This is a genomic window from Bradyrhizobium sp. sBnM-33, assembly GCF_032917945.1.
In the GTDB taxonomy this organism is placed as follows: Bacteria; Pseudomonadota; Alphaproteobacteria; order Rhizobiales; family Xanthobacteraceae; genus Bradyrhizobium.
Window position 1 is genome coordinate 1,379,500 of sequence record NZ_CP136624.1, and the last position, 14,960, is coordinate 1,394,459.

A 14,960-nucleotide genomic window follows, 5' to 3' on the forward strand; every position below is an offset into this window, starting at 1 on the left:
CGCGGATCCGCACCAAATTCCAAGATGCACTGTGCAGCGCCCGTATCAAGCTCGAGCGGTCGGGAGCATTGCTGATGGATCAGGGTGCTGACCAACACAACAAGAACCAAGTGTGTCCGCAGATCACGCTGATCACCAAGCGCGGTACGCCTGCGCTGATGTCGAAAAGCATTTCGCTGGACGAGGCGGGTAAGCTGCACAGCGATGCGTCCGAATGCCGGATGGTGCACGGCACGGCAGCTCGCGCGTTCGCGGCAACAGCGAGCGACCTCGTTCTTATCATCGCGAGCTGTGGTTCAGATCAGGCCATCGCGCTTGGTCGCTTAAAAGATGAGCTCCCTGACCGTGTGGAGATCACTGTACCGAGCAGACTTGACCGTCATCCTGGTGCCATTACTCGCTCCCGTAAGTTCATCGATTATCGGCCGGGAAGTCCTGCCTGGGTGCTCATCGATTTCGATGCAAAAGCAATGCCTGAACAGGTGGCTGCCCGGATCGAAGTCGTAGGTGGCATGTGGAACGCCTTGTTGACGGTGGCGCCAGAACTGGCGGCTGTTGCGCGAGTTTCCCGGGCGAGCACCACGGCGGGTCTTTCCCGCAGCGACACCCTTGAGCCAATTCCTGGCTCCAATGGTATGCACCACTACGGGATGGTAGAGACGTCGAACGGTTCTTGAAGGACCTGCACGAGCGCTGCTGGTTGCACGGATTCGGCTGGCACACGATCGGCGCAGCAGGTCAGTTGCTCGAACGGTCATTGATCGATCGGATGGTCGGCTACGGCGAACGCCTGTGCTTTGAAGGCGCGCCCTTGATTCTTCCGCCGCTGGCGCAGGATCCGGTGAAGCGCGTACCCGAAATGTTCGAGGGCGAAGCGATTCAGTCGGATCGGGTTGTACCCCGCCTGACCGAGTTTGAGCGCCATCGCGTCAACGAGGCCAAACGCGCCAGTGCCGAGGCGCTGGGCAAACCTGCAGCAGCTGTTCGCAGTGAACATGACCGCAAGCTCGCCGAGCGAATCGCAGCCGAGTCGGGCAAGCCTCTGTTGACGGCGCTGCGCCTCGTGGCTGCGCGACATCGCGGGGTGCTCTTTCCCGACGTCGAGCTCGAGTTTGATCACCTGGGCGTCGTGACGATCGGGGCCGTGCTGGCTGATCCTGAGCGGTTCGTCGGCGAGACGCTCGCTGACCCCATGGAAGGCGTCGGTTACGGACGCTGTAAGGCCATGGTGATGAAAGGCGAAGACGACGCCCTGCTGATTCATAGCTTCGCGCACGGCCGGGGCGTCTACCTTCTTCGGCACGACCTGAAATCTGGCAAGGCTGCCTTTGCACAAGCTCCAGCCGACGCCATGGTAGAACATGCCCTAGCGATCTTGGCCCAAGCCGAGCTTGAGGAGGACGAGCTCGCAGATTTTGTCGCGCATGTTTCCAAATCTGCGAACGTTGGCGTTCGCGTTTTGACGAGGCGGATCAAGAAGGACCGTGCGCAACGCGAATCCGAGAAGCATAAAGCATCCATGGGATCGAGTACCGATGGCCGCATTATTCGGCGGCGGCCCGAGGCCGACGGCGAGTTGCTGCCGACGATTACATTCGTTGATGAGCTGCTTGCCGCGGACGGGAGCGAAGAGCCGCCGATGCGGAATGCTTCCGGCGCGTTCGTACAGGTGGAGGTGAAGCAGCCCTGGGCGCTGCATCTGCTGACGGCCGAGAGTGCCAATGCGATTGGCGATGACACCGATCTCATGAAGGCGCCGGCAGAGCCGGTCCTCGCTGAATTGACGCCGATCGGAGTTGAACTACTCCTTGAACGCTACGTCCGATGGGAAGTCGTGACGCGGGATGCATATTACTTCGGCGCTTTGCAGGCGCCCTTCATCAATGCGCTGATCGAGTTTCCCGGGAGTGCGCTGCCGGTCGCAAGGGCGATCAATACGGCGCCGTTGGTCACTATGTCAGGTCGAATCATCGATGGGGTTGGACTGGACCGGCCCACTGGGCTGGTCCACCGCATCGATCCCGTTCTTCGCTCGTGTGTTCCGGCCGGTGCCCCGACAAACGATGAGGTCAAATCTGCTCTCAAGTTTCTGTTGGACGACTGGCTGGTCGACGTCGCGCTCGATCCGGTCGGCAAGTGCATTGCCGTCCTGCTCGCGCTCACTCTGCTGCAGCGAGCCTTGCTGCCTGAACGCCCTGCGTTTTTTGTGACAGCGGGGCAGCGGGGCGGGGGGAAGACGACCTTGGTCCACATGATCCTGACGGCGGTCTTGGGGCGACGTGCTGCGGCCGCAGGTTGGTCAGAAAATGTCGAGGAGCGAAAGAAGGCCCTGTTCTCCTACTTGCGCCAGAATGTAGCGGCGCTGGTCTGGGACAACATCACCAGGGGCGGCAACATCACGTGTCCGCATATCGAGGCTGCGTTGACGGCCTCAGAGATTTCCGATCGAGTCTTGGGAGTGTCACGGGTGGAGACGGTCCCCTCGTCCACGATCCAGATCTTCACCGGCAACTCGATTGCGCCGCGCGGGGATATGGCGAGCCGATCGTTCATCCTGCCGCTGGATGTGAATCGGCCAGACCCTGAGAATCGCGCTTTCACGCATGCCGACCCGCTGGCCTGGACGCAGGCAAACAGGGCGAAGATCCTACGGTCGCTCTACACGATCCTGGTCGGCGGGGCGTTGTCGCGCCCAAGAGGCCAGGTTGCAAAAACCCGGTTCAAAACATGGTGGGGGTTGATCGGGTGGCCTGTAGAATATGCGGCCGGACTGCTCGAGATCGAGGTGGACTGCACTCAGCTCCTCAGGGCCGGCGAGGCAAGCGAGGAAGAAGCGAGTGCCGCATCCCGTGCTCTTACCGTCCTGCGAGAATGCTGGGGTGAAGACAGCTTCACCACGCGACTGGTGGTGATGAAGCTAGCTGAATTGGGCTCGATGATGGAGAGCAAGGTCGCGCGTGCGGAGGCGCTCTCCGATGCCTTGGGCGAACTGATCGGAAAGCCGCTCGAGAATCCGACTGCCCGCAGTGTTGGTAAACTCTTCCAGAAATATCTTACGAACCGGCCGGTCTGGCTGGCGGACGGTGATGTCGTGGCGGTGCTTCGCAAGATTCCGGGCCACGATGCCAACGAATACCGGGTCGAGATATCCAATCCGAGGCAGTCCTCCACGTCAGGTCCTCGGGGTTTGGCCCCTGACGCGCCTAACCGGAGCGGCGAGACCAATGCGGCCGCCGGGGCAACAGCAAGGTCGACGGGGAAAGCCGGGAAAGTGGGAAAAGACGGGAATGTTTCGGCCGCCGCTGGCCAGGATAAAACAATTTTTTCGGATGAGCCTGCCGGTGAATGCGAGGGTTGGAGGGCTCGGATATGAATGCCGCCCAGATAATTGAAGAGATCACTTCGTTCGGGATCCAGATCCGGACTGAGGGCAACGACCTGCTGATCAAGGCGGAGGCAAAGCCTCCCGCTTCTGTTCTGAAACTCCTGTCCAACTACAAAGCTGATATTCTCACATTGCTACAGTCTGGCAGTGGGAGGCTCGATCACGCACTTCTCCGGCTAGAGTGTGCGTGCCCCGACTATGTCGACGAGGGCCGCTGGCAGTGGTGCATCAGCGACGCCCGACGCTTCCCCCGAAGCTGGGGCAGTCAGGCCGTGGCTCTTGGATGGACAGCCAAGGACCTCTTTGGGTTGCACGATCCGCCAGCCAATCCGCATCCGTCCTATAGCCGGCTTTCCCGATACGACCAGACAGGTCTGCTCTGGCTACTAGAGGGTCGTCCCGTTGTTGCACTTACGGCGACGACTGCGGCAATCGAATCTCTCGGAGGGCCGTCCATCAAATACCGCAAGTACCACAAGCCAGCCCTTGGGTCTGTTGGCGACTCGCTGGAAGATTTCGTGTGATCACAAATATGCCATTCGGACGACAGAGGTCGTGCGTTGGACCAGGATCTAATCTCTAAGAAAGGGAGCAGTAAGATGAGTGTAGACGTCATCGGAAACAGCAGCGGATGGTGGCGCGTGGCGCTGTACTGGTGGTTTACGCTTGCCGATTACTCCCATCACATCGCGCCAAGCGTTACGAGTGCGTGCCGCCACTGGCGCTCAAGCGACGAGGATGGACTGAACGGCGATCAGGCGCGCGAGCTCGCCGCCGAATTGCAGCGCTCAATAGATGATGGCAGGATTGATGAGTATGCACGCCAACTCTTTGTTCGGTTGTACAACGGCAAAAGAATGAGGTGCCTTGTCGAATACGAAGATGACAGCAGCGATGCTCCCTTTCCGGTTTGTAGGCCAGATGAGCGTCGCTTCGTCAACGAATTCATCGGCGAGGTTCAACGTTTCATTGAGTTCCTGTTGTCCTGCGAGGGATTCCGAATCCAATGATAAGTCACGTGCTTTCAGAGAATTTGGGTCCCTGTTGGAGCGGAGTAATCGCCGGTAGCGCGACCGCACGAGCGTCTCTCAGGGTTGTATTGGAAACGAGGAGTCAGAAGTGAAATGGCAACAATAGCTCAAGCAGCGGCTCACCTTTGCTGCTCGCGAGCCCAATTTGACCAGTACCTGGCTGAGGGCGTGGTCACGCGGCAGCCTAGTGGCAAATACGATCTCGATGAGGTGCGCCGCGAGGCATTTGCCCACCTGCGCTCTGTCGCCGCTGGTCGGGGTGGTGCCGCCGGTGACAAGCTCACGGCGGAGCGCGCTGCTTTAACGGCTGCGAAACGTCGGCGCGAGGAACGCCAGGATGAACTCGAATCCGGTCAGGTTGTGCGACTCGCGGTCGTCCGGCGCTACCTTGAACAGATGCTCGTGGGGATGCGTAATCGATTGCTCAACTTGCCCGGCGAGACCGCCTACATGCTCGCAATGCGTCCGCAGGCCGAATGCTTCGAGATTCTGGACGATAGTGTTCGCGCCGCCCTCGAGGAGATTGCCGATCCCGCCGGCGCTGCCGCACGCGCCGCTGCTGCCGGCGTCGAGAGCAAGAATGGTGAACCCAATAGGAGAGACGACAATGATAGCGAAAAAGAGGATGCCACAGACGCTGCTGAGTGACGAGGTCCCCGGCTTTCGGATTGGCCCGACTGGCGAAGTAGAAATTTTGACCGAGGCCGAGGTCGAGGCACTGGTCTGGCCCGCCGTCCGCGAAGCGATGCATAGAGCGGGCTGGCCGAGGCCAAAACGGACGCTGCACTGATGACACCTTTTGGTTCACGGACCGGCTGCACGTTGTCGATCTCACCGATGATGTGCGCTTTCTTGTACCTGAACAGAGCCGTCACGCATGCTCCCGGTCCATTCCCCGGTTCGACCCGAAGACAGTGTCAAATTCCCGCTTGATAACTCCGGGTCAAACCAGCTCTGGAAAACGATATCAGAGCCTGCTATACTGACACTGCATCCAGAGAAGGGGCCACACCCTCGCCAACCTGCCGAATCCGGGCAAGGTGGTTTCCCGCAAGGGAGATGCGGCCATTCGGCAACGAAACGGGTCGCGCGAATGTCAGTCCTCCTCGGGATCCGAAGGAGGGATTTTTATGCCTACACGTAAGTTCAAGACCCCCGCGACCGGTTCGAGTGAGCTAACTTCGGCTGGCATTCCTTGGTCCGAGGTGCCTGAATCCCCGTGTCCCTATACCGAATGGCTGGATGGGCGCCACGGCCCGGCGAAGGACGCGCTGCCGTCCGTTGATCAGTTTCCTATCCCCGAAGCACTTTTAGCTCTTCCTATTCTGCATGCTGACCGTCCACGCGGATCAAAGCCAATGGCCGATGTTCATGGCGCAAGGCAACGACTGGCTGGTTGCCGCCCTGGAGCTTGGTTGGTCAGTCCGTTCACCGGCTGGCGGTGGGCCAAATGGCCTCATGGAGAAGTTGGCTGGCTTTCGGCCGATACGGTGCTGCCTGACGCCCTCCGCGTGCGATCACGCAACGATGTTCAGTAGGCGTAGCCTAGAGAGCGGTGATGCCCAATTCTGACAGCCGGGAACTGACACGCAGAAGCATCTTAGTTGGTGCGACCGCTTCATTGATTTGCAGGCCAGCCATTGTGCGGGCCGCAAGCTTGATGCCGATCCAGCAACTGATTCTCTCGACCGTTTCAATCAATCCAGAAAAGCCCTCGTTGGGCTTTATCGGCACCTGGCGGATTCACTTCATGAGGCAAGCCTTGAGGAGAGGCTGGGAAGGCCGTGACTCCCAGACGTTCGGTGGAACTTCTGAAGCTGCCGCTCGATGCTATGTCATGTGGATGACCGCACAGGGATTGTGAAAAGCCGGAGGGATGGCCCACGTAATTCTATGGGCGACGGCACCGGCGGACGACGTCGGAATCCGCTTCGCATTTTCGAAGCCGCGTTTGCCGACGCTGCCAAAAGAACTTTGTATAGTACTCTTAAAGGCTGCCCATCGGTTGGGGCATCGTGTTTGGGCGACGCGAATGTAGTGCGCGCGAAAGGCGTGTCCCTTCCCGGATTATTTCGTGGGGGCGGCAGGAGTTTGTGATCGAGCAGGAACTGTAGCGCCTTGCGGAAGGCGTCCTCGGTATCGATTGTCTTTGCGAATCCAGCTTGGCGCAGCTTGACGGTGCTCACGAATGCCCGAGGTCCTTCCAGGGCGCGTAGGCGAATGCGAAGTCCGTATGCTGGTCTCCTTGGCCGACAAGCTCCCGCAGGCTCCGTGAACGAAGTCCGTACTTCGTGACGGATCCGGTCCCAGAGATCCGGATTTTCCTTTTGGGTAGGCTGCCACGCTCGTTGGCATGTCCGGCCCCGTTTCGACACCAAGGAGTCTGGCCATGGCTGGCCACACCTTCCGCCACTCGAACACGTCGCCGTAGGTGATATTGAACGAACTAGGCAGCTCCGGCTTGGATTTCTCAGCCGCTCAGGCTCAAAATCTGAAGGTCATAGGTTCAAATCCTATCCCCGCAACCAGAAAGAGCCGCCAAGTCAAAGGCTTGGCGGCTTTTCTTTTGATTGGGAATTCCTGAAACTGACCGTATCTTTCGTTCGAATCGCTCTCGCTCCGCCATCGACCAGGGCAGTCTGCCTTCGAGCTCGGTCGACCAGCCCCAAAATCCCAACAAACTGAGACCTTTTGGGTGACGGACCGTACTAGAGATTACCGAAGAGGCGGCAATTTGCGGCTGGAGATGACATTTTTCTCCAAAGCTTCGTACTTCGTCATTTCAGTACAGTTCTGAAAACCAAAGGGCGAGCGCAATAACTTGCGCTGCAGTTTGCTCAGGGTTCGAATCCTTCTCCGACGAGCAAGAGTAACAGCCTCTCTAACTTTCAGCAGCCCCGACCGGGAATGTCCGCTATCGGCGGGATAGTGTTGAAAAAGTCTTTTTGGGGGTCACGAACGGAAATTTCTAGAGCCGCTGATGCGTTTCGCGCGCGGCGATATGAGGGGACCACATCGTTTCACACAAAAACGACCACAGAGCATCGTATCGGCGCTACGGAGTATTGCTGTGGCGGAGTCGGCTAAAAATCAAATTTTGCGAGATTTCGGCGTCGTTCGATTTTCGACTTTTGCAACACTATCGGCGGAAGCGCGGAAAACATTTGCTCGTATTGAGATCACTCAGTTTGACCCGAAGCCGAACCATCGCAACAAACACGGGATGTCCGATATGCGGCGCGTCAAACTAGTAGAAACATTAACCTACGTTAAACCGCTGCGGCGGCGACAGTGCTTGCGACTTCATTACGCTTCTCGGCGGCGCGGCGGCCGCATGGCCGCTAGCGGCACGGGCCTCGCGCATGTCTATTCGATCAGGATCAGACCGGGAGGGAGTGAATCGTCGTATAGACTGGCCCAGTCGGATCGTCCGATCGGAACGAACCCTTTGATTTTTGCGGTCTGCAGCGCAGGGACGCCGGATTTCTCCAGCTTGCTGGCAATCAAACCGCGCAAAGGCATGGGCAAATCCAAGCTCCGATCGTCGACGACGCGCGCGGCCCGGAGGAACAGAATCTGCAGGTCGAGCAACTCCGGCGTAGTCCAATCAAAGCGCTGGAAAGCCTGATACGCGTGCTCGACGAGATCGGGCGAGACGACAGTCTCCGGCCCTGCGTAGAGCGGAGTTCGGTTGAGCAGGAGCCCGAGCGCCGCAAGATAGGGAGCGCAGTGCCGCTTGGCCCGTGCAAGCGTCACCGCGATGTCGCAAAAGCAACGCACCAGTTCCGCCTTGGTGTCGTGGTGGATCAGTTCCAGGGATCCAGCCAGGCGCACGAGTTCGTCGGACGCCCTGCCGCTGCGGATCCTGTCGATCTCTCCGGCCATAAGCCTGGTCTGGCGTTCGCGCGTGAGCCCGCCCGCCACCCGGCGCCAGAGGATGTATTCCTGGCTCTTGATGCGCCGACCGGGAAAACACGGGCCATCATGGTGCAGCCGCCACAGGGCATCGATACGAAGGTCGTCCCGGACAACGCCGAAGCCCGGGCGCAGCAGGAATCCAGCCATGATGAGCCATGCCTCTTCGTGGTCCGCCGAACGTCGTCTGTCGTCCCGCCGCTCCTCGAGCGCAGGCCAAAGGGCGCGCAGCAGGGGCCCGTTCCATTCACTTCTGGCAGACGCGAGGATGCGCTCCATACCCTTGAGGATCGTGGCAGCAGTAATCTTGTTCTTTTTGCTGTTATTGGCAGGCTGGGTGAACACGATCCCGATCTGCCTGCGTGCCGTTTCCAGCGCGTCCGCTGAAGCGTTCGGTTCAATCGGAGCGTTTGCCTCCCGCGCCCGCCCGACACCGGGCGCGCCCGCGACGCCTTGGACATGCTCGCGCATGTTGAATTCCAGCGGCCAGGACTGCTGGACGGCGGGGTCGGCGCTGACGCACGAGATGTGGAGCAGCCCCAGTGCGTTCATCCGCGCCGTCAGACCGACGGGCAACATCCCGCCCGGTTCCGGACCGGATAGCTCAGCCGTCCTGACGATGGTCTGGAGCGGGGGCAACGGGTGAAATTCGCCTTCGGACCAGGAAACGATGTCTCCGGCCTGGCTGACGCTCTTCCGGGTTGAGGAATAAGCCTGGAAGCGCACTAGCTGATCGGTGCGGAGCTTAAGCCCAAGATCAGCGATCTCAAAAAGCTGCGACGGCCCTGCACCCTGAGGAAGAACGCATATGAGGGGCGGACGCACTGTCTGGCGATCCGTTGCCTGTATCCCCTCCACTTCGAGAAAGATCGCAGCGGCGGCGCCAGCGGCGATGCGACCCGAACGGTGGTGGAGGAGGGCACCAAATCGCGCGGCTCCGCGCGCCACCGCCAGATCCGGCTCCTCGTTCTCCAGAACCTGCGGTACGAAGCCGTCCTGCCAGCCTCCGATCTGCTCGCGGAGTCTTTGGCGCAGGAGCGGCGGTCGGACGGATCCGCCGTTGAACAGGACGGCATCAATGCGCGGGCGATCGTTGAGAAATTCGGCAAGGTGTCGGGTTATCGCGCTATCGGGAGGATAAGGAAGCCCCCATTCCCTCAGTGCCGCGTGCGTCAGGTACGGCCGCGCCGCCGCGTCGCAGAAGGGAAAAAATCCGTCCAGCAATAGGCTCTCGATTTCCGCCCGCATCACCGTCGCCGCCTGCGAGCCGCCGACCATCCCCGACCCGCGACCGGCCAGTGCAACAACGAACCGCTCATCCGGCGGCCCCGTAGCGGCCAGCGCGTGCTCTTTCAGATGACGGCAGGCGGCGACGAGCTGATCCCATTGCGGGCCGGAAAGCCGGCCGCCCGCCCCGGCAAGCCGCGGCTCCAGGAAATGGGCGACGGCAAGGTCGAGATTGTCGCCGCCGAGCAGCGTATGCTCGCTCACCGCGACACGCCTGATGTCAGGGTCCGGCGTTTGCTCGTTCAGGCGAACTTCAAAAATGCTGAAATCCGAGGTGCCGCCGCCGATATCGATGACCAACACGTGTCGCAGCCCGGCATCGCCATTGTCGGGCCGCTGCCATAATTCGCGCGCTGGGTCGTGGCTTTCCAGCCAGCAATAAAACGCAGCCTGCGGCTCTTCGAGCAGTCGCACATCGCCGGGGAAGCCCGCTTCCTCGGCGGCGGTAATCGTCAGCCGCTGCGCCGCCGCATCGAAGGAAGCCGGGACGGTAACCGTGATGTCCTGATCATCGAACGCAAACCCGGCCTGGGCAAACCGGCTGTTCCAGATCCCCCGCAGATAGTTCAGAATCAGTGCCGAGGAGCGTACCGGTGAGATTTTCTGCTCACGTGCCAGAACCGTCGATCCCCATGGCAGAAAAGGTGCCGACCGGTCGGCGGCGTGATGGCAAAGCCACGACTTCGCGGAATGGACGACCCGTCCGGGCGCTTCGCTTGCCTTCATGCGTGCAAAAAGTCCGACGATCCATTGCCCGGCTCCGACCTCCTCACCGCGCAAGTGTGCTGCGACCGCTTCCTCTGGCAGGTACAGGAAAGAAGGTAGCGTTGGCTTCTCGGTCAGACGCGCCAGGCCTTCCCATTGCGGGACGAGAAGGACCTCTGGCGTCCCCTCGCCGACCAGTGGCGCGAATGCGAGTGCGGAGTTGGTCGTGCCGAGATCAATACCAATGGCGAAGCGGGCGCGGTCTTTCGTCAAGAATTACCTCCAGAGGCGGGGCCCCTATTCCGTGCGGACCTGGAACTCAACCTTCCATCGGCGATCGGAGTTCGTGTGCCTCATCCAAAGCTCAAGGATGCCAAGTTCGGTGACGACGGGGTTGACGCGGACCGGCACCACCTGCCCCACCGGGACGTCCAGCGCCGGGATCGCGACTTCGAGCAGGCCAGCGTCATCAAGGTCGCGCTCGGCGTCAGGGAGGATCTGTCCCGGCGTATCGCCGCTTCGTACCGAGGAGGAGAAAAACCGAAACTCCGCCGTGCGGCCGGTGACAAGGCCGAACTCGCGTCCTTCGATCAGCAGTTCCGTGCCTTCCTGCATCCCCTGCGGGACAACACACAATGCCTTCAGCGGCGGCTTGTAGCCCGGAATGGCGGGCATCGACGTTTCCAGGCCGATGTAATAGGAGCGCGCCGCGCCGGCCTTGATGCACATGCCCTTGCCAGTGGCGCGGTGACGTCCGTAGATCGCGCCGCCGCGTGCGACGGCGAGGTCTGGTTCGAAACCCTGCAATTCGCGGACTGGCTGGCCCCCATTCCAGGACGCCAGCAGATCAAGCACCCGGGTACGGATCGGCGCGGCCTTGAAAACGCCCCCATTGAACAAGACCGCGGTCGGCATCAGCACCTGCGTGCCAGCCGATGCTCCCACCAGAGCGGCAAGCTTTTCGCTTGCCTTCACGTTCTGCAGGCTCTGAGCGAGAAACCGGGCGATATGCTTGCTGACGACCGGATCGGAAGCATAGGGCAGACCGAATTCCTGCAGCCCTGCCATACGGCTCTCGCGCGGCAGGTCGTCAACGCTGGTTCTGGCGAAAAAACCGTCGACAACAACTTGCTCCAGCGTCTCGCGATCGAGAGTCGTTGAGACAGTTTTGGCAAGCAGGCTGGAGCCGCGCGAGGGGACCGCGATGGGCGCCTGCGCCAGCCCGCCATCATCAAACAGGACGATCTTGGCTTTGGAGGCGGCATGCACGAGCGCCAGGAACTGCCAGGAGTCCAGCCGTTTGTCCGCGGCCTCAAGCTTGGCGTGCAGCGCATATGCGAGCGCCAAATCCATATTGTCGCCACCTAACAGAATGTGCTCGCCGACGCTCACACGCTCTAGTTCCAGTCGGCCTTCGACATCTGTGACCGCGATCAAGCTGAAATCGGCTGTCCCGCCACCGACATCGCAGACCAGCACGATATCGCCATCAGCAATCAGGTTTCGCCATTCTCTGCGCCTCTGCACCATCCAGGCGTAGAATGCAGCCTGCGGCTCCTCCAGCAATGTGACGTCCTCAAGCCCCGCAGCCTTGGCGGCCTCGGCGGTGAGGCTTCTTGCGACCTCATCGAACGAGGCAGGAACGGTTACAACGATCTCGCCGTCCGAGAGGTCCCAATCCCGCCCCTGCGCCCGTTCGGTATGCAGGAACGCGTCCCTGAGACGTTGGAGGTAAAGACGTGAGCATTCGAATGGCGAGAGCTTCTCCTCCGCGATGTCGGATCGCCAGGGCAGGATTCGCTGCTTCGGGTCGATATGCGGGTTGGACAGCCAGGATTTGGCGGAGGTCACGAGGCGATCAGGCACGAGCACCCCCCGCTCGCGCGCGAACTGGCCAATGATCGCGCGCTCCCCGGCATCGTTCCAGGGCAGAGGAAACGAACTCTCCGGGAACTCCTCGGAGTGCGGAATATAGATGGCGGACGGCAGTGTCGGCATCTCGCCGATCTGATTTGGTCCCAGGGTTTGCGCGATTTCGATAATCCTGGTCTCACCACTCTCGAGATCGGCGATCGCGATTGCGCTGTTGCTGGTGCCGAGGTCGATAGCAAGACTGAAACGAGCGCTCATGAGGGGAGGTTTGTCCTGGTTGTCGTGCTGTCAATTCGCGTCAATAGCCGCGCGTGATGGAAAGCACCGGTTGTACGTGATCCGACTCGGGCGTCCGGCAGCCGGCCGATTCGAGCCCGCTTATCTCAGTTCCACCTCCGCCGGAGCGATTGCCGGAAGTCGATCGGTCGAGCTCCGCAAAACGCGCGGTAGATTCACCGCATCCGTTTTCCAGCCGTGGTGGACAAGCACTCCCGAGAATGGCGCCGGGCCGCTGATCTTGCCCAGCAGTCGGTACTCGTCCGCCGAATAGCCAGCGGCGACCTGCACCGTCGATCCCTCGCTCTCTGCGCGCACGGGAGAGATTCGGAAGTGCTCCAGCAGGGCGGTCTTGCATCCGGCATGGACCACGCGCGCGGCTGCCCCAACCTGTGCGTCATCATGCGCGTTGATGTCGTCCATCAGGAAATCGACCAGCCGGCCCCTTGCCTGCAGCATCGCCAAAAAGCTGACGATCTCGGCGTCTGCCTGGTTTGCGCGAGTCGTAACAGGCATCGGTCGGGCCGCCTCAGCGCCAGCACTTCGGTTATCCCGTGACGGGCCGCGCCCGACCAGGATCGCTATCAGCGCGACAAGGCTCAGCGCCACCGCCCCACCCGACAGATACATTTGGAATGCGCTCGCTGCCGGCAGCAATTGCAGAGCGTTCACCACGACCAGGAGCAGGACCACTATGATGGCGATCGCTTTCATCGCATGCATGTTTAGCCGCAGCTCCCTTTTGAGACGCATCAGCGTTGATTAACGCACGAAGAATATAGGAAATCGACGGTTGTGGAAACCTAACCGGGTCCGCGCCCGCTAATTGCGCAACCGGCACAGCGCCGCTCGGAACTTCCTAGGTCAGTCGGATAGTCGGAGCGTCCTTGGCCAAACAGGCGACCTGCTCCGAAATCTAATTTCCGCTCTACCCCCGATACTGTTGCAAAAGTCGAAAGTTGCATCAGTCCGAATTTTTGGTGAAACCTTTAAACGCGAGGCAATCGACGATTCGGATAACCTCAATCGCGTTACCGACGTCGCCTATGAGTTTAGCGTGAGGCGATGAGGTTCCCTCAGATCTCTACACGAAAATCGCGCCTGCGGCCCTCAGAATTTTTGACACCTTCGGCAAAACGACTTTTGCAACACAATCCCCCCGAAAGCGGACTCAACTCGGACATCGCGCCATGTCCGAAAAGTGCCCAAGAGCCGACTTAGCGCTGCTTGCTGCCGGTCGAGGAAATGCCATCGCGAGATTTGGGCAGACATACTGCCTTGTAACGGACCCAAACCTGACGGAGGGTTAATCGGTTCCGCTATGACTCGACGGTCTGCGCGTGATCGCGCGGCTCTTGACCGAGCACTTCATGATCGACGCTGTCGAACCTGGGACAAAGCTGTACGTCAGAAACAAGCGCCCGGAAGGCCTGAAGCAATTTACAGCACAAAAAACGCTGCTGTTTGTCCATGGCGCAACCTTGCCAGGCGAGGCGATATTCGATTTTCCGCTCGAAGGACTATCCTGGACGGACTACATCGCCCAGCGCGGCTGGGATGTGTATCTGGTGGATGTGCGCGGCTACGGTCGATCGACCCGGCCGCCGGAAATGGATCAGCCGGCGGCCAGTAATCCTCCCATCGCCACGAGCGATGTCGCGGTGAGGGATGTCGGCTCCGCCATCGATTTCATCCTTCAGCGGCGAGGCGTCTCCAAGCTCAGTCTCGTGGGCTACTCATGGGGCACAGTCGCCGTGCGGCAAGAAAGCGATGGCTATTGCGGCGGAGGGAGCGCATGCTGCTTTGCGGGCAGCGTCGGCGCCGGCGCTTTGCGAAAGGCAGGCGCGCATGACCATCCGTTCCCGACGTGAAGTCGTCACCTTCAAACATCCGTTCCGGATCAGGGGCATCGATCGCCTGTTGCCCGCCGGCGCCTACGAGGTCGTCACCGATGAGGAGACGATCGAGGGCCTTTCGTTCGCGGCGTTCCGCCGCGTCCCCACTATGATCAAGGTGCCGGCGGAAGGCTCGCGCGGGTTGGCGATGGAGGTGGTCTCGATCGGCCCGGTCGATTTGTCGGACGCGCAGCGCATCGACGCGAGCACATCCGATGGCTGACGAACCGCTCGACCTCGACAGCCATCGCGGCATGGCGGCGCAGAGAGCGACCGACATCCGCCGCGCGCTGGCGGAAGTCGAGACCCATGCGCGGGAGCTGCGCGAACGGCGGACCGAGATCGAAGATCACCTGCTGGCGTTTCCCGCCGCGTCGTGGCCGGAGGCGGCCGCCAAGGCGCGCTACGTCCTGAAGCTGTATGCCGCAGGACTGGCGCCGGAAGACACAAGGCATCGCGACCTCATCGCGGCCATCCTCGAGGACTTTGTCCGGCTCACTGAGCAGGGCTGAGGCAAAAGAGGGCTGCGATGGCGGCGCCGCGTCTAGGAGCGTAACTTGAAGCAAGAAAAATCGATCGTGGGAGGATCGCGCC

At 60.7% G+C, this 14,960-nt stretch carries 12 protein-coding genes and 1 riboswitch; of the genes, 9 read left to right on the forward strand and 3 right to left on the reverse strand.

The window, feature by feature from the left end; all coding sequences use genetic code 11:
* Positions 1-74 precede the first annotated feature (74 nt).
* From RX328_RS06520 to RX328_RS06545, 6 genes are all read left to right on the forward strand, one after another.
* Positions 75-677: a hypothetical protein gene (locus RX328_RS06520; protein WP_213251931.1), complete on the forward strand. Its 603-nt coding sequence runs from the start codon at positions 75-77 to the stop codon at positions 675-677.
* Positions 674-3,373: a hypothetical protein gene (locus tag RX328_RS06525; RefSeq protein ID WP_213251932.1), complete on the forward strand. Its 2,700-nt coding sequence runs from the start codon at positions 674-676 to the stop codon at positions 3,371-3,373. Before RX328_RS06520 ends, RX328_RS06525 begins: the two co-directional genes overlap by 4 nt.
* Positions 3,370-3,909 carry a hypothetical protein gene (locus RX328_RS06530; protein ID WP_213251933.1) on the forward strand — a complete coding sequence of 180 codons (540 nt, stop codon included), beginning with the start codon at positions 3,370-3,372 and terminating at the stop codon, positions 3,907-3,909. The genes RX328_RS06525 and RX328_RS06530 overlap by 4 nt, the downstream gene beginning before the upstream one ends.
* A gap of 75 nt (positions 3,910-3,984) precedes the next feature.
* Complete coding sequence (locus RX328_RS06535) at positions 3,985-4,395, forward strand: hypothetical protein (protein ID WP_213251934.1); 411 nt, start codon at positions 3,985-3,987, stop codon at positions 4,393-4,395.
* Between the two features lie 114 nt (positions 4,396-4,509).
* Entirely contained in the window at positions 4,510-5,064 is a 555-nt protein-coding gene (locus tag RX328_RS06540) for a hypothetical protein (protein ID WP_213251935.1), read from the forward strand.
* 337 nt (positions 5,065-5,401) lie between these two features.
* A riboswitch (SAM-I-IV-variant riboswitch) is annotated at positions 5,402-5,506 on the forward strand.
* A 468-nt stretch (positions 5,507-5,974) separates the two neighbouring features.
* Entirely contained in the window at positions 5,975-6,280 is a 306-nt protein-coding gene (locus tag RX328_RS06545; RefSeq protein WP_213251936.1) for a hypothetical protein, read from the forward strand.
* A 1,502-nt stretch (positions 6,281-7,782) separates the two neighbouring features.
* Here RX328_RS06545 and RX328_RS06550 read toward each other — a convergent pair.
* The 3 genes from RX328_RS06550 to RX328_RS06560 all read right to left on the reverse strand — a co-directional run bounded on the left by RX328_RS06550 (position 7,783) and on the right by RX328_RS06560 (position 13,194).
* Positions 7,783-10,596, reverse strand: a complete 2,814-nt coding sequence (locus tag RX328_RS06550; RefSeq protein ID WP_213251937.1) for a hsp70 family protein — start codon at positions 10,594-10,596, stop codon at positions 7,783-7,785.
* A gap of 24 nt (positions 10,597-10,620) precedes the next feature.
* On the reverse strand, positions 10,621-12,453 hold the full coding sequence (locus tag RX328_RS06555; protein WP_213251938.1) for an Hsp70 family protein: 1,833 nt from the start codon (positions 12,451-12,453) through the stop codon (positions 10,621-10,623).
* Between the two features lie 120 nt (positions 12,454-12,573).
* Positions 12,574-13,194, reverse strand: a complete 621-nt coding sequence (locus RX328_RS06560; protein WP_213251939.1) for a DUF2760 domain-containing protein — start codon at positions 13,192-13,194, stop codon at positions 12,574-12,576.
* 647 nt (positions 13,195-13,841) lie between these two features.
* Here RX328_RS06560 and RX328_RS06565 point away from each other — a divergent pair.
* From RX328_RS06565 to RX328_RS06575, 3 genes are read left to right on the forward strand one after another with little or no spacing between them, the layout of a single operon-like run.
* The gene (locus RX328_RS06565) at positions 13,842-14,342 is read left to right on the forward strand and encodes an alpha/beta hydrolase (protein ID WP_213251940.1); all 501 of its coding nucleotides are present in this window, start codon (positions 13,842-13,844) and stop codon (positions 14,340-14,342) included.
* A complete protein-coding gene (locus tag RX328_RS06570) occupies positions 14,320-14,589 on the forward strand; it encodes a hypothetical protein (RefSeq protein WP_213251941.1) in 270 nt (89 codons plus the stop codon). Before RX328_RS06565 ends, RX328_RS06570 begins: the two co-directional genes overlap by 23 nt.
* The gene (locus tag RX328_RS06575; RefSeq protein ID WP_213251942.1) at positions 14,582-14,878 is read left to right on the forward strand and encodes a hypothetical protein; all 297 of its coding nucleotides are present in this window, start codon (positions 14,582-14,584) and stop codon (positions 14,876-14,878) included. The genes RX328_RS06570 and RX328_RS06575 overlap by 8 nt, the downstream gene beginning before the upstream one ends.
* The last annotated feature ends 82 nt before the right edge of the window (positions 14,879-14,960 follow it).

Coding starts and splice junctions, on each gene's coding strand:
- RX328_RS06520 (WP_213251931.1), top strand. CDS start 75: ATGGATCAGGGTGCTGACCAACACAACAAGAACCAAGTGTGTCCGCAG.
- RX328_RS06530 (WP_213251933.1), top strand. CDS start 3,370: ATGAATGCCGCCCAGATAATTGAAGAGATCACTTCGTTCGGGATCCAG.
- RX328_RS06535 (WP_213251934.1), top strand. CDS start 3,985: ATGAGTGTAGACGTCATCGGAAACAGCAGCGGATGGTGGCGCGTGGCG.
- RX328_RS06540 (WP_213251935.1), top strand. CDS start 4,510: ATGGCAACAATAGCTCAAGCAGCGGCTCACCTTTGCTGCTCGCGAGCC.
- RX328_RS06545 (WP_213251936.1), top strand. CDS start 5,975: ATGCCCAATTCTGACAGCCGGGAACTGACACGCAGAAGCATCTTAGTT.
- RX328_RS06555 (WP_213251938.1), bottom strand. CDS start 12,453: ATGAGCGCTCGTTTCAGTCTTGCTATCGACCTCGGCACCAGCAACAGC.
- RX328_RS06560 (WP_213251939.1), bottom strand. CDS start 13,194: ATGCATGCGATGAAAGCGATCGCCATCATAGTGGTCCTGCTCCTGGTC.
- RX328_RS06565 (WP_213251940.1), top strand. CDS start 13,842: ATGATCGACGCTGTCGAACCTGGGACAAAGCTGTACGTCAGAAACAAG.
- RX328_RS06570 (WP_213251941.1), top strand. CDS start 14,320: ATGACCATCCGTTCCCGACGTGAAGTCGTCACCTTCAAACATCCGTTC.
- RX328_RS06575 (WP_213251942.1), top strand. CDS start 14,582: ATGGCTGACGAACCGCTCGACCTCGACAGCCATCGCGGCATGGCGGCG.